2 protein-coding genes are annotated in these 20,096 nt (G+C 62.3%); one reads left to right on the forward strand and one right to left on the reverse strand.

The window, feature by feature from the left end; genetic code table 11:
• On the forward strand, positions 1-19,436 hold a 19,436-nt coding region (locus ACYP01_RS19495), incomplete at its 5' end, for a non-ribosomal peptide synthetase (RefSeq protein WP_459681840.1).
• Positions 19,437-19,470: 34 nt separating this feature from the next.
• Here the strand turns inward: ACYP01_RS19495 and ACYP01_RS19500 are convergent.
• Positions 19,471-20,082: a VOC family protein gene (locus tag ACYP01_RS19500; protein WP_459681843.1), complete on the reverse strand. Its 612-nt coding sequence runs from the start codon at positions 20,080-20,082 to the stop codon at positions 19,471-19,473.
• Positions 20,083-20,096 lie beyond the last annotated feature (14 nt).

Here is a 20,096-nt window from a genome sequence, read left to right on the forward strand (position 1 = left end):
AGATCGTTCTGTCCCTCGCCGGGATCGTCGACAGCGATCGACTACAGCGGTCGCTTTCGAGACTGTTCGAGCGCCACACCGCACTTCGGACTGCCTTCGTGTACGACTCGAACGGCGTTGCAGCACAGCTCGTTCTCGATTCCGTGGCAACTCCATGGCGGGAGGTGCTCGGGGGTGATCCGCACGTCGTCGCGGAACTCGAGCGCACGGCACCGTTCGATCTGAGCGCGCCCCCACTGCTTCGTGCAGTGCTGCTACGCCAGGGTGCGGATTCGGCGCACCTGATCGTGACCAATCACCACATTCTCTTCGACGGTTGGTCCATGCCGTTGTTGGTGCGCGATCTACTGTCGCTCTACGCCGCCGACACGTCGCTGCCGGCTCCCGCTCGGTCGTATCGCACCTATCTGCACTGGCTCGCCGAACAAGACAACGGCGCGGCATTGGACAGGTGGATCGGCGCACTGTCTGGAGTAGACGAACCGGCGCTGGTCGCACCACACCGTACGGAGTCCTCCGTGCACGCAGTTCCCGTGGATGTCGAAGTCCCGCTGGAAGCCTCGTCGACCGAGGCGATCTTCGAGTTGGCCAGGCGCAGCGGCGTCACGGTCAACACTGTCGTCCAGACTGCGTGGGGTCTACTGCTCAGTGGAATGCTCGGACGCGACGACGTCGTGTTCGGAGCCACCGTCTCGGGTCGACCCGCGTCGCTGACCGGGGTCGAAGACATTCTCGGGTTGTTCATCAACACAGTTCCTGTTCGCGTTCGTGTCAACCCGGACAGTTCGGTGTCCGAACTCCTCGAACACGTTCAGTCCGAGCAGGTTCGGCTGCTCGACAGTCACCACGTCGGCCTGGCCGAGGTGCAGTCGGCCGTGGGCGCCGGCGCGATGTTCGACACGTTGACGGTGTTCGAGTCATATCCCGTCGACCGTTCGGCGCTCGAATCCGCGACGGATATCGCCGGGATGCGAGTTACGGGAATCGAGGTCGCCGACGCGACTCACTACCCGCTCGCCCTGATCACGGTCCTCGAACCGAGCCTTCACCTCACCATCGAGTACGCACCCGATGCGATGGACCACGACGCAACAGAGCGTGTAGGCCGACGCCTTGCATCGATACTGGGCGCGATGACTGGCGAGAAAATCCGTATCCGGGACATCGACTATCTCGACGCGGCCGAACGACGGCTCGTACTCGACGAGTGGAACGACACTTCCCACGTCATAGCTGACAAGACGCTGCTCGACTTACTCGGCGCCGACTCGGAAATCGCCGACTCGGAAATCGTCGACTCGGGTATCGCCGACTTGGCCGATGCTGCACTGACCTTCGCGGGCACGACGATCAGTCGCGGAGAATTCCGGTCCCAGGTCAACTCTCTCGCTCGTCACCTCGTAGAACGCGGCGTCGGGCCGGAGTCACTGGTCGCGATCGCTCTGCACCGGAGCGCGCAGTACGTGGTGGCAGTGCACGCCGTCATCGCAGCCGGCGGTGCGTATCTTCCGATCGATCCGCAGCATCCGGACGAGCGGATCCGGTACGTGCTCGACATCGCAGCACCGTCGGTCGTCCTGTCGGTCGCGGCCGACGCAACATCGCTGCCCGATGGGGTCAACCCCGTACTTCTCGACGAGATCGATCTGTCGGGGTACTCCACCGAGCGGCTCGCAGACGTCGAGCGTCTCGGTCGTGTATCGCCGGATCACGTTGCTTATGTGATCTTCACATCCGGGTCCACCGGAAAGCCCAAGGGCGTTGCAGTGTCGCATCGAGCGATAGTCAATCGCCTGCTGTGGATGCAACATGAATATCCGCTCGGCCGTCACGACGTCGTGCTGCACAAGACACCCGCCACCTTCGACGTCTCGGTGTGGGAGTTGTTCTGGCCATTCGTCGCCGGCTCGCGACTGGTAGTTGCAGAACCCGATGGACATCGCGATTCTCGGTACCTCTCCGAGCTGATCGCTCGCGAAGGTGTCACCACCTTGCACTTCGTCCCGTCGATGCTCGACGTCTTCCTCGTCGACGGCGATCTCGCACAACTTCGGTCCGTTCGTCAGGTGTTCGCCAGCGGCGAGGCACTTCCGCGTGCGACGGTCGTTCGCTTCCACGAACGATTCGGTGCACGTCTGCACAATCTTTACGGTCCCACCGAAGCTGCCGTCGATGTCACTTTCCACCAGACGGATGCCGCCGCAACAGGTCCGGTGCCGATCGGCGCTCCGGTCTGGAACACTCAGACCTATGTGCTGGACCACCGCCTCGCGCCGAGCCCGATCGGAGTGGCGGGAGAACTCTATCTCGCGGGAGTCCAACTCGCCCGCGGCTACGTGCAACGCTCTGACTTGACAGCAGATCGTTTCGTAGCCAACCCCTTCGGTCCCGGCCGGATGTATCGGACCGGCGACCTCGTCATGTGGAACTCCACCGGTGAGATCGAGTATCTGGGTCGTACCGACTTCCAGGTGAAGCTTCGCGGGCAGCGCTTGGAACTCGGAGAAATCGACGGGGTCCTGTTGGAACTCTCGGGAGTACTCTCGGCCGCAACCGTCGTACGACAGGACCGCCTGATCGCCTACGTGACAGCTGATTCGGCAATCGACAGTGCCCTTCTCAGCGCGCACGCGCAGGAGAAGCTGCCCACCTACATGGTTCCCTCAATATTCGTGTTCTTGGCGTCGATGCCGCTGGGCCCCAACGGAAAACTCGACCGGCGTGCGTTGCCGGAACCGGATTCGACGGCAGGTGAGTACGTCGCTCCCGTCACCGAACCCGAAAGGGCTATTGCCGCAATCTTTTCCGAGCTGTTCGGAGTGGAAAACATCGGCGTTACCGCTGATTACTTTGCGCTCGGCGGCAACTCCCTGACGGCTGCGCGGGTGGTGGCACGGATCAACTCGGCACTGGGATCGACTCTGGGTGTCCGAGACCTGTTCGACGCTCCGACAGTTGGTGCGCTGGCCGGACTCGTCGCCGGCAGCGCGCCGTCCAGGTTCACCGAACTCGGACCCCGCCCTCGACCGGACCGGATTCCGCTCTCACCGGCCCAGCAGCGTATGTGGTTCCTCAACAGATTCGATCCGGAATCCGGGGCGTACAACATTGCGGCAGCACTCTCTTTGTCCGGCGACCTGAACGTTCAGGTTTTGCGCCAGGCGATCAGCGATGTCATCGACCGGCACGAGGTGCTGCGCACACTCTATCCGGATTCGGATCAAGGTCCTTACCAGTGCATTCTCGACGACGCGCCAGTTGCTCTCGAACCCGCGGATGTCAGTGACCCCGTCGCGGCGATCGACGAGTTGGTCGGTGCCGGGTTCGACGTGACCACCGAGGTTCCGGTGCGGGCTTCGCTTCTCCGGACGTCTGGTCGGGAGCATATTCTTGTACTCGTCGTCCACCACATCAGTGGTGACGGTTGGTCGATGCAGCCACTGGCCGCGGATGTGATGACGGCCTACGCGTCACGGCTCGCGGGAACCGCGCCACAGTGGTCGCCGTTGAGCGTTCACTACGCGGACTACACGCTCTGGAAGATCGATTCTCTCGGCAACGAGGACGATCCGGAATCGGAGGCATCGCGCCAGATCGAATACTGGCGCGCTGCATTGGCGCACGTCCCGACCCGTCTCGATTTCCCGACGGATCGGCCGCATCCCACAGTCGCGTCCTATCGAGGTGCGACGGTGTCGTCGACCCTCTCGGCGCAGACGCACCGCGCCGTCGAATCCCTGGCTCGCAGCACTCGGTCCACACCGTTCATGGTGCTGCACACGGCGTTGTCGGTACTGCTGTCTCGGATGGCGGGGGAGTCCGACATCGCGATCGGCACCCCGGTCAGCGGACGCGGGAATCAGGCCCTCGACAATCTCGTCGGCATGTTTGTCGGAACAGTGGTTCTCCGGACACAGGTGGATCCGAAGGCTTCTTTCCGCGGATTGCTCGAATCGACCCGTAACGCCGACCTCTCGGCATTTGCCCACTCAGATATTCCGTTCGAGCGTCTCGTCGAGGTGGTCGACCCGCCTCGCTCGACGGCGCACCACCCCTTCTTCCAGGTGGTACTCGCGACCGGCGATATTCCGACCCCATCCGTGAAGCTTCCCGGCCTCGAAGTTTCTCAGGTCCCGTTGGATGCTCCGATCTCGAAATTCGATCTCCAACTGGATGTCTCGTCGCCGCGCCCGGACGGGTCGGTGACCACGACGTGGACCTATGCCCTCGACATCTTCGACGAATCGACTGTCCGCGAGCTCGCGGATCGGTTCGTCGCCATTCTCGACGCTGTTGTCGCCCAACCCGAATCAGTGGTCGGCGACCTCGATCTGCGGACGATGCCAGAGATCGAACGTCAGGGAACTGCCCAGTCGGTCGCCTTGACGGAGCTGACACTGCCGGAGATCCTCACGGCCGGGGTCATCAAATCCAACGGTGGTCCGGCCATACTGTGCGGCGACCTCGAACTCACTTACGACGATGTAGACCGGCGTACCAATCGGTGGGCGCGGGCACTCGTAGCTCGAGGGATCGGCCCTGAATCGGTAGTGGCGATCGCCATTCCGCGGTCGGCATCTTCTGTACTCGCCACTTGGGCCGTTGCCAAGACCGGAGCGGCGTTCGTACCCGTCGACCCGAGCTACCCGGCCGAGCGAATCGAGCACATGCTCACTGATTCGGGAGCAGTCCTGACGCTGACGGAAGAAGCAGTGGCGTCGCTTGATCGCGACGACGTCAGTGACACGCGAATCCTCGATTCCGAGCGCACGTCACCGATTCGCACGGACCACACCGCGTACGTCATCTACACGTCGGGATCGACCGGCACTCCGAAGGGCGTCGTCGTCTCCCATGCGGGTCTCGCGGCGCTGGTCGACGAGCAGGTTCGCCGATACGAACTCGACAACCTCAGTCGCACGATGCATTTCGCTTCACCCAGCTTCGACGCATCGGTGCTCGAACTGGCCATGGCTGTCGGTGCCGGTGCCGCGATGCATGTTGTTCCCACGGGCATCTATGGCGGAAGCGAACTCGCGGCCCTCATGCGGGCGTCGAAGATCAGTCACGCATTTGTGACCCCGGCTGCCCTGGCTACGATCGAACCGGCAGAGGTTCCGGATCTCGGTACCGTGATCGTCGGCGGTGAAGCGTGCGACGCTGCGTTGGTCGCGCTATGGGCGTCGACGCGAAAGATGTTCAACGCATACGGTCCCACCGAGGCCACCGTCATGGCTACCCTCGCGGGGCCCATGTCTGCGACTGATCGGATCACCATCGGTAGTTCAGTTCGCGGCACCGTCGCACATGTTCTCGACTCTCGCCTCCGTCCGGTTCCAGACGGAGTGACGGGTGAGCTGTATCTGACCGGCCGTGGACTTGCCCGCGGTTACCACCATCGCGGCGACCTGACAGCGTCTCGATTTGTTGCCGACCCCTCACGTTCGGGGCAGCGGATGTACCGCACCGGAGACCTCGTGCGACGTCGTGGAACGGAACTCGAGTATCTCGGCCGCAGTGACTCGCAGGTCAAGATTCGCGGTTTCCGCATCGAACTCGGTGAGATCGACGCGGTGCTCGGTGCGCACTCTGGCGTACGAACTGCGGTGACGACAGCAGACGACACCGTCGGACTGCACTCGTACGTGGTCGGTGGTCATCTGGATCCGGAAGAAGTGCGCACCTTCGTCTCCAGTCGACTGCCGGCACACATGGTTCCTTCCTCGGTGATCGTTCTCGAGGAAATTCCGTTGACGCCGGCCGGAAAGGTCGATTTCCGCGCGCTGCCTGCCCCGACGATGCGCCGGAATGCGTATGTCGCACCCGTCACGAAGACGGAGGAGTTGATCGGCCGGATCTTCGGTGACGTCCTGGCAGTCGACCAGGTCAGCATGACGGACGACTTCTTCGACATCGGTGGAAACTCTCTGAGTGCTACCCGAGTGATGGGACGGGTCGGCACCGAACTCTCAGTCACCCTCCCGGTTCGGGTTCTCTTCGATGCCAGGACAGTCGCGGCCCTCGCTGTGGCAGTCGATGCAGCGCAGAGCGGAACGCGGCCCGCTCTGGCCGCCGGGCCTCGGCCCGAGCGAATCCCGCTCTCGCCGGCGCAATCGCGAATGTGGATTCTCAATCGATACGATCCTGCCTCGCCCGCGTACAACATCCCGCTCGTCCTTCGCCTGCGCGGCCGGCTGGATTCAGTGGCTCTCCGAGAATCTCTGTCGGACATCGTTCTTCGCCACGAATCCTTGCGGACCATTTTCCCTGACGATGCCGAAGGGCCTTTCCAGCGGATTCTCGACGACGTCGACGTTCCTTTTCGTCACACGGTGGTTTCTCCCGAACAGGTTGCCGATCAGATTGTCGGCGCTGTGGACGAGGGGTTCGACGTCACCAGAGCAATCCCGTTGCGGGTAAACCTGTTCGAGCTCTCGGCTGACGAACACATCCTGGTCGCCGTGATTCACCACATAGCCGCGGACGGTGCGTCAGTGGCGCCGCTCGCACGGGATCTGGTTCTGGCCTACTCGGCGCGCCGTTCGGGTACGGAGCCGTCACTGGCCCCGTTGGTTGTTCAGTATCCGGATTACAGCGTGTGGCAACACCAGGTCCTCGGTTCGGAAAGTGATCAGACCAGTCTTGCTTCGGCGCAGGCCGAGTATTGGCGTGGCCAGTTGGCCGGCGCGCCGGAGCTTCTCGAACTTCCGGCCGATTTCCCGCGGCCGGCGATTGCGTCGCTGCGCGGAGCGAACACCGAACTGGTGTTGGCGCCCGCGATGGTCACTGCACTCGGGCAGTTGGGCCGCACACAGGGCGCCACGACCTTCATGGTGCTCCAGGCGGCCCTCGCGGTGCTCCTGTCCAACCTCGGTGCGACCGACGACGTGGTGATCGGGACACCGATTTCCGGACGCGGCCAACACGCGCTGGACGACGTGGTCGGAATGTTCGTCGGCACGGTGGCACTACGCAGCCGTCTCACCCCGGCGATGTCGTTCCTCGATCTGTTGGCGCAGGTGCGAGCCACTGACCTCACTGCGTTCGAGAATGCCGACCTACCATTCGAGCGGCTGATCGACATACTGCAACCCGCTCGCTCCCAGGCCCACGCGCCGATCTTCCAGGTGGCTCTGTCTCAGGAGCAAGAGGGAACCGCTGCGTTCACGCTGCCCGGTCTCGAGATCGAAGCCGTGGACAACGCAGTCGCGGCGGCAAAGTTCGACCTCCAGATCACGATGGTCCAGCACGCAGATTCGTTGAATCTCACCTGGACGTACGCCACAGACCTCTTCACCGGCACGTCCGTGGACGGATTTGCGCAGCGGTTCCACCGGATTCTCGCGCAGATTGTCGAGACTCCGGAAGTGGCAATCGCGGATATCGCCGTTCTGGACGAGAACGAATACACCAGACTTACTTCGGCATTCGGTCCGTCAGCGCCAACGGTTCGCACCTTGGCAGATCTGTTGACCCGGCACTCGGAATCCGCGAATGTGGCAATCGTTTCCGAGTCGTACGGTGAGATGACGTACAGCGAGCTGGATGTGCGATCCTCACAGCTGGCTCGGCTCCTCATCGAACGTGGGATAGGCCCCGAAACAGCTGTTGCGGTGTCTCTTCCACGTTCGACGCAGTCCATCCTCGCACTGTGGGCTGTTGCCAAGTCCGGAGCAACGTACGTTCCGGTGGATCCGACGTATCCCGACGAGCGCATCGCACACATGCTGGCAGACTCTGCAGCGCTGGTCGTGATCACCGACTCCGAGACGGCGCCAACACTTCCGAACGGAATCGATACGATCGAGATCGACTATCTCGACCTCGATCGCTACCTCGCAGCGCAGGTCGACGATGCCGATCGGATCCGCCCATTGCACGCGGATCATGTTGCCTACCTGATCTACACGTCAGGCTCGACCGGTCTCCCCAAGGGCGTCGCTGTCACTCACCGGGGACTGTCCGTGTTCTCCGCTCGGACCCGCACTGATCTGGCGGTATCGCGCGACTCTCGGGTACTGCGACTGTCCTCGGCCAGCTTCGACGCGTCCATGTTCGAGATGATCCTTGCGTTCACCGCCGGTGCCACGATGGTGATCACACCTCCGTCGGTCATTGCCGGCGAGGAACTCACCGACGTGATCCGGCGTCATCGCGTCACCCATGTGGTGACGGCTCCTGCTGCGATGACCACCGTCGACGCAGGCATTTTGTCGGATCTCGAAGTCGTCGTGCTCGGCGGCGACGTCTTTCCGCCGCAGCTACTCGACAGTTTTCCCAGCCAGACAAGACTCTTCAACAGTTACGGGCCGACCGAGAGCACCATCGTCATCACCAAGACCGGGGCTCTCCACGACACTGCAGCTCTGGTCGGTGACGGCGAGCAACACCGTCACACGTCACTCTCGCCCGTCACGATCGGTATTCCGCTCGAAGGCGCACACGTTCTGGTCCTCGATTCCGCCCTCAATCCCGTCCCCGTCGGTGTCCGGGGCGAGCTGTATCTGTCGGGACCCGGCCTGGCACGTGGGTACAACCGGCGCGCGGCATTGACCGCAGAACGCTTCGTGGCGAACCCGTTCGGTGCATCGGGCGCGCGGATGTACCGGACCGGCGACGTCGTCGCCTGGACCGAGCAGGGCGAACTGGCCTACATCGGACGATCCGACGCCCAAGTTCAGCTTCGCGGGCTCCGCATCGAACTGGGGGAGATCGAATCAGCGCTCGCCTCCGTTCGCGGAGTGAGCGCTGCTGCCGCCACTGTTCACCGACATGACTCTCTCGGCGATCAACTCGTCGGTTACGTCACCACCACAGATGCGGTGTCGGCGGAGTCCGTCCTCGAAGCCGTATCCGCGGTGCTGCCCCGTGCCTCGGTGCCCAGTGCCGTGATCCTGCTGGATCTGCTACCCCTGACTCCGGCCGGAAAGCTTGATCGCGCAGCACTTCCCGTTCCGGAGTTCATCGCCTCCGCGATGTTCCGGGTGCCGACCACACTCGCAGAGATTCGTGTCGCGAGCGCTTTTGTCGACGTTCTCGGTACCGATACCGTCGGCGCAGAAGACAGTTTCTTCGAGCTGGGTGGAAACTCGCTCAGCGCGACTCGGGCGATTGCCCGAGTCAACGCCACGTTCGGGATCAAACTCGGGGTTCGGGCGCTGTTCGAGGCGCCGACCGTCGCAGAACTCGCACTGGTGGCAGACTCGGCAGAACGTGATGATCAGCCCCGATTGGAAGCACGACCGCGACCTGAACGTATTCCGCTCTCACCGGCGCAGAATCGGATGTGGTTCCTCAATCGATTCGACACCGCGGCTGCCACGGACAACCTGCCCCTGGCGCTGCGTCTGAGCGGAACCCTGGACGCGCCGGCGTTGGCTCTCGCGCTTCGTGACGTGGTCCAACGCCACGAGTCGTTGCGTACCTACTATCCGGATTCCCCGTACGGTCCTCGCCAGGAAATCCTGCCCGAGTCTTCGGTGGATCTCGATCTGGTTCCGCATGACGTCACCGAAGCCGAAGCGTCGCAGCGGCTCTTTGCTCTTGCCGGCACCGGATTCGACGTGACAACTGACGTACCACTGCGGACCGCTCTGTATCGAATCTCCGAGACCGAACATGTGCTCGCCGTCGTCATGCATCACATCGCATCGGACGGATCCTCGCTCGGACCCCTGGCCTCCGACGTCATGGGTGCCTACGTTTCGCGGTCTCGCGGCGAAGCTCCACAGTGGACACCGTTGCCCGTGCAGTATGCGGATTACGCGCTCTGGCAACATGATCTGCTCGGCGCGGATGAGAATCCCTCCGTCGATGCTCAGAGACAAATTCAGTTCTGGACCTCTGCACTCGCCGGAATTCCGGACCTGTTGAGTCTGCCGACGGACAGGCAACGTCCGCCCCGTCAGAGCTACCGCGGCAAGGAGATTCACTTCACGATCGGCTCGGACACCGCCGATCGACTGCGTGATCTTGCTGTCGGATCAGGCGCGAGCCTGTTCATGGTGGTCCACGCGGCATTCGCCGCACTGCTTGCCCGGTTGGGCAACAGTGCTGACATCACCATCGGCTCGCCCATCGCGGGACGAGGGCACGAGTCGCTCGATGCACTCGTGGGGATGTTCGTGAACACCTTGGCATTGCGAACCCAGGTGAACACGGCAGCACCGTTCACGGACCTGCTGAACCACACCCGCGATCAGGATCTCGCCGCCTTCGCGCACGCGGACCTACCGTTCGAGCGGCTCGTCGAGATCATCGATCCGGTCAGATCGACGGCCCGCCATCCGATGTTCCAGGTGGCACTGTCCTTCCAGAACCTCACGCCGACAATGTTCGAGCTACCCGGACTGCAGATCGCGGCAGTTGGCGCCCCAGTCGAGACGGCGAAGTTCGACCTGCACTTGACCGTCACCCCTGGGGACTCGGGGTCGATGTCGGCGTCGTTCACCTATGCAACGGATCTGTTCGACCAATCCACAGTGGCGACATTCGCCAACCGTCTGCTTCGCGTTCTCGATTCGATCGGTCGAAACCCGGACCTCCCGGTAGGCGACGTCGCTCTGCTCGGCGACGAAGAGATCGCGGCCACCGTCAACACGTGGAACAACACCGACACTGTCGTTCCAGAGACGACCCTCGCGGATCTGTTCGACGCCCAGGTGCGCAGAACACCGCGCGCCGAAGCGCTGGTTCTCGGTGACCGTCGCCTGACCTACGCCGAGTTCGACGCCGAAAGCAACCGCCTGGCACGGTATCTGATCGACATCGGTGTCGGCCCGGAAGTGACTGTCGCGCTCAATCTGCGGCGCTCCGTCGAACTGGTCGTTGCCATGTACGCGGTGGTGAAGGCAGGCGGGGCCTACGTTCCGCTCGACCCGGATCAGCCGGCAGAACGCACGGCTCACATCCTCGAATCTGCAGCGCCCACAGTTGTTCTGAGCACTTCCCGCGATTCGCTCGACGGGCAGTTCCACGTCGTGGACATCGAAACTCTCGATCTGGACGGAAACGACGCAGCACCGATTCGGGACAGCGAACGCCTCGCCTGCCTGCGACCGGACAACATCGCGTACGCGATCTACACTTCGGGATCCACCGGAAAGCCCAAGGGCGTGGCGATTTCCCATCGAGCGATCACGAACCAACTCTTGTGGAAGCAGGATCAATTCCCGATCGGCGCGCACGACCGCGTACTCGTCAAAACTGCATCTACCTTCGACCTGTCCGTTTGGGAATACTGGTGGGCGTTGCAAACCGGCGCCTGCATGATTCTCGCCGAGTCAGGGGCACAGCAGGACGGCGAGTACCTCACGCTGCTGATCGAGCGTGAGCACGTCACGACACTGCATGCCGTCCCCTCGATGTTGTCGCTGCTCAGTGTGTCCGAGCGCCGACTGCCGAATTCGCTCACCAGGATTCTGTGCATCGGCGAGACTCTCCCGATACAGACAGCCGAGCACATGCGAGAGCAGAGTTCGGCGCAGGTCTACAACCTGTACGGACCCACGGAAGCAGCGGTCAGCGTCACAGCGCACCGAACGAGCGATGCAGACGTTGCCGTAGTGCCGATCGGAACCCCCGCCTGGAACACGCGCCTGCATGTACTCGACGAGCGGCTTCACCCGGTTCCGGTCGGTGTCGCAGGTGAGCTCTATCTCGCTGGAGTTCAGCTGGCGCGCGGGTACATCGGGGATGCGGGGCAGAACTCGAGCCGTTTCGTCGCCGACCCGAATGGAACGGGAGAGCGTCTCTATCGAACCGGCGATCTGGTTCGGTGGAATGCCGCGGGCAGCCTCGAATACCTCGAGCGTGCAGATTTCCAGGTCAAGGTCCGAGGTTTCCGCATCGAACTCGGCGAGATCGAAACAGCGTTGCGCGCCGAACGACCGATCCGCGATGCGGTGGTCACGGTCACGACGTCGGCCACCGGTGAGCAAAACCTGGTCGGCTACGTCACCGCGGCAGCTGGCTCGGACATCGAGAGCTCAGCGATTCTGGCACGACTGCGCGCCACCCTGCCCGGCTACATGGTTCCGACAACGCTGATGACGCTCGACTCCCTGCCGCTGGGGAGTACAGGCAAGGTAGATCGACATGCGCTACCGGAGCCAGTCTTTGAGGCACGTGGTTTCCGTGCACCGACGACACCGGCCGAACTGTCGGTGGCGACCGCTTTTGCCGAGGTTCTCGGCAGCGGAAGCACGGGGGAGGTGGGCATCGACGACGACTTCTTCGAACGCGGCGGCAATTCGCTCAGTGCAACTCGGGTGCTCGGGCGGATCAACGCCGCGGCGGGAACGGACTTGCCCGTGCGTGTGGTCTTCGAGTCGCCCACTGTCGCAGAGTTGGCTGCAGTGGTGGAAACTGCCGAGCGTTCGCGGCGGCCCGCGCTGGGTTCGCAGCCGAGGCCGGCGAGGATTCCGCTCTCCGCTGCGCAGACTCGTATGTGGTTCCTCAATCGCTTCGATCCCGATTCGTCGGCATACAACATCCCGGTGGTTCTGCGATTCACAGGTCCATTGGATGTCGAGGCGTTGCGCGCCAGCGTCGCCGACGTGATCGCTCGCCACGAGGTCCTGAGAACCGTGTACCCGGAGTACGACGGAACGGGTTACCAGGAGGTCGTCGAGGAACCTCGTGCTCTCGACATTCTCGACATTGTCACGGTGCAGGAGGATTCGCTCCACAGCGTGCTGGCCGATGTTCTCGGCGTATCGTTCGACGTCACGTCCGAGATCCCCGTTCGAGCCTCGCTGTTGCAGGTTGACGAGTTCGAGTACGTCCTGGCGATGACGGTGCATCACATTGCGGGTGACGGTTTCTCGATGGGTCCGTTGACGCGTGATGTGATGGTGGCGTATGAGGCGCGGACCCGAGGTATGGAGCCGTTGTGGGCGCCGCTCGAGGTGCAGTACGCGGATTACGCACTGTGGCAGCTCGAGACGTTGGGTTCGGAAGAATCGTCGACCTCACTCGTCACACGACAGTTGGACTTCTGGCGGAACGCTCTCGAGGGAGTGCCCGCCGTCCTCGAGCTCCCGGTGGATCGGCCCCGCCCGGCTGAGGCCTCCGGACGAGGATCGCTTCTGAGCGTGCATCTCGAACCTGCTCTGCAACAAGCAATTTCCGAACTGGCACGACGGCATCGCGCGACGCCGTTCATGGTGTTGCATGCTGCTCTGGCCGTCGTACTGTCACGGTTCAGCGGCAGTTACGACTTTGCCGTCGGGACGCCGACCGCCGGGCGCGGCGAACGTGTGCTCGACGATCTCGTCGGTATGTTCGTGGGGACCGTCGTGTTGCGCACCAGAGTCGATCCAGGTGAGGAGTTCACCGACCTGCTTTCCCGAGTCCGCGACGTCGATCTTCAGGCTTTTGCGCACGGCGACGTTCCGTTCGAGCGTCTGGTGGAGGTACTCGATCCCGTTCGTTCGCAGTCCTATTCACCGCTCTTCCAGGTCAGCCTCGCACTACAGAACCATCTCGATTCACGGTTGACTCTCGACGGGTTGCACATCGAGAGCATCGAACCTGCGGTGGTGAGCACTCAGTTCGACCTCGATTTTGTTGCGGCCGAACAATTCGACAACGACGGCCTACCGGCAGGGCTTGTCGTTCAGTTGACCTACGCCACTGATCTGTTCGAGGAATTCACCGCCTCACGCCTGATGTACGCCTTCGAATCGGTCTTGACTACTGCTGTCGCAGAACCGGATCGGCGAGTCGAGATGTTCGAGGTGGAGTCTGTGGTGGAGCGTGGGTTGGTGTTGGGGGGTGTGAATGAGACGGATCGTTGTGTTGAGGATGTGACGTTGGCGGATTTGGTGGCGGCTTCGGTTGAGGTGTCGTCGGGTCGTGTGGCTGTGGTGTTCGGTGATGTGGTGTTGTCGTATGCCGAGTTCGGTGTGCGGGTGAATCGGTTGGCGCGGTGGTTGATCGGGCGTGGTGTGGGGCCGGATGTTTTGGTGGGTCTTGCGGTGGAGCGTTCGGTGGAGATGATCGTGGCGATGCATGCGGTTGTTGCTGCGGGTGGTGCGTATGTGCCGATTGATCCGGAGTTGCCGGTGGAGCGGATCGGGTTTGTGGTTGATTCGGCTGCGCCGCAGCTTGTGTTGACTGTTTCTGCGTTTGTGGGTGTGTTGCCTGTGGGTGTGGATGTTGTTGTTCTCGATGGTCTTGATGTGGGTGGGTTTTCGGGTGGTCGGGTTTCTGATGGTGATCGGGTTGCGCCGTTGCGGTCGGGTAATGCGGCGTATGTGATGTTCACGTCGGGTTCGACGGGTCGGCCGAAGGGGGTGTCGGTCAGTCATGGGGCGATTGTCAATCAGTTGGCGTGGTTGGCTGGGGAGTACGGGGTGGGTGCTGATGATCGGGTGATGGCGCGTGCGCCGTTCACGTTCGATGTGTCGGTGTGGGAGTCGTTTTTGCCGTTGACGGTGGGTGCGAGGTTGGTGGTGACGCGGCCGGGTGGGCATCGTGAGTTGGATTATCTTGCGGGTGTGATGGTCGAGCATGCGATTTCGGTGGCGGAGTTCGTTCCGTCGGTGCTTGCGGCGTTGGTGGCTGATGGTTTTGGTGGTGCGTTGGGGTCGTTGCGGCATTTGTTTGCCGGTGGTGAGGAGTTGTCGCCGGAGCTTGCGGTGGCGTTGGGTTCGTTGACGTCGGCTGCGGTGCATAACACGTATGGTCCGACGGAGGCGGCGATTACGACGACGGCGCATCGGATTGTGGGTTCGGTGTCTGGGGTGGTGCCGATCGGGACGCCGGTGTGGAATACGCGTGGGTATGTGTTGGATTCGCGGTTGCGTCCGGTGCCGGTGGGTGTTGCGGGTGAGTTGTATCTCGATGGTGCGCAGTTGGCGCGTGGTTATCATCGGCGTCCGGATTTGACGTCGGATCGGTTTGTGGCGAATCCGTTTGTGGTGGGTGCTCGGATGTATCGCACGGGTGATCGTGCGTTGTGGAGTGCTGCTGGGTCGTTAGTGTATTTGGGTCGGACGGATTTTCAGGTGAAGATTCGTGGGGTGCGGATCGAGCTCGGTGAGATCGAGTCGGCGTTGGCTGGGTTGCCGGGTGTTTCGGGTGCTGTGGTGGTGGTGCATGGGGGGAGTCGTCTGGTCGGGTATGTGACGGCTGGGTCCTCGGCCGATGCGGGTAGTTCTGTGGATTCGGTGGGGGCGCGGGCTGCGGTGGGGTTGGTGCTTCCGTCGTACATGGTTCCGGATGTGGTGGTTGTCGTTGATGAGTTCCCGTTGTCGAGTGCGGGGAAGTTGGATCGGAAGGCGTTGCCGGAGCCTGTTTTTGGTTCGCGGGTGTTTCGGGCGCCGGTTTCTGGTTCGGAGTTGGTGGTGGCTGCTGCGTTTGCGGTGGTGTTGGGGTGTGAGTCGCGGGTTGGGTTGGATGATGATTTCTTCGTGTTGGGTGGTAATTCGCTCAATGCGACCAGACTTGTCAGCCGCATCAATCAACACGCCGGTAGTGCGTTACCGCTTCGCGCGTTGTTCGATCATCCGTCGGTGGTGGAACTTGCTGCGGCACTGGATACAGCAGAGCGTGCCGATCGACTCGCCCTCCTTGCGCACGCACGCCCAGAACAGATTCCGCTCTCGCTCGCGCAGAATCGGATGTGGTTCCTCAATCAGTACGACGTTGCGTCCGCGGCCTACAACATTCCGTTGGCTATCCGACTCTCAGGTGCCGTCGACGTCCCTGCACTTCGTGGTGCGGTGGGCGACGTCCTGGCACGCCACGAGTCGCTGCGAACGATGTTCCCCGACAACGGCGACGGCCCCGTCCAGGTCATCCTGCCACCCGAAAACGTCGAGTTCGATCTGAGCCCGATCGATGTCGACCGAGGCAATCTCTATACGCGCATACTCGGCGTCCTTTCCGAAGGCTTCGACGTCACAGCCTCGGTCCCGATTCGGGTGAAGCTGTTCCGAGTCGAAGAATTCGAGCATGTGCTCGTGATGTCGGTCCATCACATCAGTGCGGACGGTGTGTCCATGGCGCCGTTGGCTCGAGACGTGATGGTTGCCTACTCGGCGCGGCTGACCGGCCAGCCGCCCTTCTGGGTTCCGCTGGAGATCCAGTATGCCGACTTTGCGCTGTGGCAGCGGGCGCTCCTCGGTGACGAGGCGGACCCGAACAGCATCGCATCGACTCAAATCGACTACTGGAAAACAACGTTGGACGGGATCCCGGACGTACTAGAATTGCCGACCGATCGACCACGCCCGGCGGTGGCCACCCAGAACGGTGCGATGGTTCGCTTCGACATCGCGCCCGAAGTCATGGATCGCGTACGTGAGATCGCCGATCTCCATCACGCAAGTGTGTTCATGGTGATCCACGCGGTGTATGCGGCGCTGCTGGCGAGATTGTCGGCAAGCACCGACATCGTCGTCGGCACACCGGTGTCCGGACGAGGTGAGGCCGCTGTCGAGGATTTGATCGGAATGTTTGTCGGCACAGTCGTTCTGCGAACAGATGTCGACTCCGCACTGACGTTCTCGGCGTTGCTCGATCAGGTGCGTGACCGAGATCTGAGCGCATTCGGCCACGTCGATGTGCCCTTCGAGAGGCTTGTCGATGTTCTGAAACCTGTTCGCTCACAAGCTCACACACCGCTGTTCCAAGTTGCGCTGGCCTACGAGTACATCGAGGACGCTGTCTTCGAGCTTCCTGACCTTCGTGTGTCGGCTCTCGAATTCGACGTCACTCCCGCTCAATTCGATCTTGCCTTGACGCTGTTCGAGACCGCGGAATCCGAAGGCTCAGACACCGAGCCGGTGACGGTGAGTGGATCGCTGACCTACGCAACCGATCTGTTCGACCGGTCCACGGTTGCATTGTTTGCCGAGCGATTCGTCATGCTGCTCGCGCAACTAACCGAAGACCCGGCCAGAGTTCTCGGTCATGTCGACATTCTGAATCGTGACGAGCAGAACCTGCTGGTGCCGGTGCGAGGCCTGGTGGCGGCGCATCCGGCGACGCTTTCCGAGCTGATTTTTGCTGCGGTCTCGTCGAATCCGACGGGGATCGCCTTCCTGTGGAATGACCGCGCCGTCACCTACGCAGAAGCCGACGAACTCTCGACCCGTATGGCTCACGTTCTCTTGGAACGAGAAGTCTCGCCGGAAACATTTGTGGCTCTCGCTCTTCCGCGATCACTCGAGTCTGTGCTCGCAGTCTGGGCAGTGGCCAAGACCGGTGCCGCGTATCTGCCGGTCGACCCGAGCTATCCGGCCGAGCGCATCGAGCACATCCTCGGAGACTCTCGGGCAAAGCTCGGTGTGACGATTGCCGAGCATCGTCGGTTCCTGCCCGACGACGTCGAATGGCTGATTCTCGAGGACATCGCCGAGGAACTGGCGGCAGCCCCGGTGAGGCCTCTCGACACACCCGCACGAATCGACAATCCGGCATACATGATCTACACCTCGGGTTCGACGGGGAAGCCGAAGGGAGTCGTAGTCACCCACGGTGGTCTCGCGAACCTTGCAGCCGAACGCCGTGAGCACTACCGCGTCGACTCGCACTCACGATTCCTGCACAACACCTCGCCGAGCTTCGACATGTCGGTGGGTGAAATGATGTCGGCGCTCTCCGCGGCCGCGACTCTGGTCGTCACACCACCCTCCATTATCGGCGGCGACGAGTTGTCGCGGTTCATGATCGACCGCGAGGTCACCCACGCACTGATCACTCCGGCAATGTTGACGTCGATGGAACCGGAGGGGCTCGAGGAGCTTCGAGTTCTCGGTGTCGGCGGAGAAGCGGTTTCCGCCGAACTGGTCAATCGTTGGCAGCCTGGTCGAACCATGCTCAACGGGTACGGACCAACCGAGGCCACCGACATCTCCACCGTCGGTGATCTTGTCGCGGGGAAGCCGGTCACGATCGGATCGCCCGTACGCGGTTTCGGCACGGTGATCCTCGACGCTCGACTGCTACCGGTGCCGATCGGGACACCGGGTGAGCTGTACGTGTCGGGGCCGGCTCTAGCCCGGGGATACCACGATCAGCCCGTGCTCACGGCGACCCGATTTGTTCCCAACCCGCATGGGCGGCCGGGGGATCGTATGTATCGAACGGGTGACATCGCAGCGTGGACACCCGAACTCACCATCGAGTATCGGGGCAGGACCGACAGTCAGGTCAAGATTCGTGGTCACCGCATCGAACTCGGTGAGATAGATGCGGCACTGCACGCCCACCCGGACGTCGATGTGGCCATGGCCCTCGGCAAGCGGACACCGTCCGGAGACACGGCGCTGGTGGCGTACGTCGTGCCGGAGCCGGGAACTGCGCCGGAGGCGGGCCACGTCATCGCATTCGTATCAGAGTTCTTGCCACGTCACATGATCCCGAGTGCCGTCGTCTTCATCGACAAGGTGCCGATGACACCGACAGGGAAGGTCGACGAGAAGGCATTGCCGACTCCTGATTTTGCGTCGAAGATCGTGTATCGGGAGCCGAGCACGCCTACGGAAATCGCTGTGGCCACTGCCTTCTCGGAGGTCCTCGAGATTGCTGACGTCGGCGCCGACGACAACTTCTTCGAACTCGGTGGCAACTCACTGTCGGCGATGCGAGTAGTGACCAAACTGCGGATGTCGCTTGCTCGCGAGATCCCACTGCAGTGGTTGATGGCCGAGCCGACTCCGGCGTCGATTGCGATTCGTGTCGACTCCGGACAAGAATCTTCCGGGGCGCTGGACGTCGTGTTCCCGATTCGGACGACCGGTGATCGGCCGCCTGTGTTCTTCGTCCATCCGATCGTCGGCCTGGCCTGGAGCTATGCCGGCTTGGCGCCGTACATCGATTCGGCGACTCCGATGTACGGGATCCAAACTCCAGCAGTCTCGTCCGCGGATCCGCTGCCGGAGTCCATCGAGTTCACCGCCGCCAGGTACCTCGAGGAAGTTCGAAAAATCCAGCCTGAAGGTCCGTATCACCTTGCCGGTTGGTCGCTCGGTGGCGTGATCGCACACTCGATGGCGGTGCTATTGCAGGCAGCGGGCGAGTCGGTCGATTCGTTGGTGATGCTGGACAGCTTCGCCCATGCCGCTGAAGACGGCGAAGGTACGGACGCTGACGACGACGCGGACATGGGACTCGAGTTCGCGCGAGCCATGGGCGAGTTGACTTCGGAAGATGTCGGCAGGCTTGTCTTCGCGGCCCGGCACAACGACACGTTGATGAAGACCTATCAGCCGGGGATCTTCGATGGTGACGTGCTGTACTTCACTGCAGCGCTGGATGATCCGTGGCTGAACCGTGGAGCCGATTCATGGCGTGCGCACGTGAGCGGGGATATCGTGAATCATCCCGTCGAGTGCACTCACTGGGACATCACCTCGCCCGCTGCGCTCGAGACCGTTGGTCCGTTGATCGCGCACAGCTTGGAGAGGATTCGCGGGATGTCCTGAGTCGCTCGGGCTTGCCGGCAGGACACCGTCCGGCTCAGGAATGGGCGCTCTCCCAGGCGAAACCGTCTGGGTCTGTGAAGGTTTCAGACGCGCCGGCAACGGTCAGACGGTGTGATCCGGTGCCTTCCGGAGCAACCCCGGCATCCTTTGCCAAAGCGCGGCGACCATACAGTGCGAGTGTCACATTGTTTGCTGCACTGGTGAATTCGACGTACTTGCGACCGAAGCTCTTGGACACCTCGAGTTCGCGGTCGAGGTAGAACTGCTTGCTGGCCTTGACGTCTTCGGCGCCGAGCAGCAGCACGAGGCTGTCGATCGTGCGGGTGGCCGGCCCGTCGTTCTTCTTCGACGACGTGGCGATCTTCCAGATGGAACCGTCTGGAGCCTGGACGACTCCGCCGTATCCCCAGAGGGATTTCTTGACAGGCTTCAAGGCGGTGGCATCGGCTGCGAGTGCTGCGCCGACGAAGGCGTCGACGATGTTCGGTTGGGAGACGACGAGCGAAAGGGTGTACCCACGAAACCCTGTTGTCGGTTCGTTCGATTCGCGTAGCTGGATTCGATCTCCGACGCCGAGAGCGTTGTAGAAGGCTTCGGCTGCCGCGAGGTCGGGAACGTCGAGGATCACGGATTGGGCGGTGGTCATCTGGGCGCTCCCTG

The sequence above is a fragment of the Rhodococcus sp. no. 34 genome, from assembly GCF_054589475.1.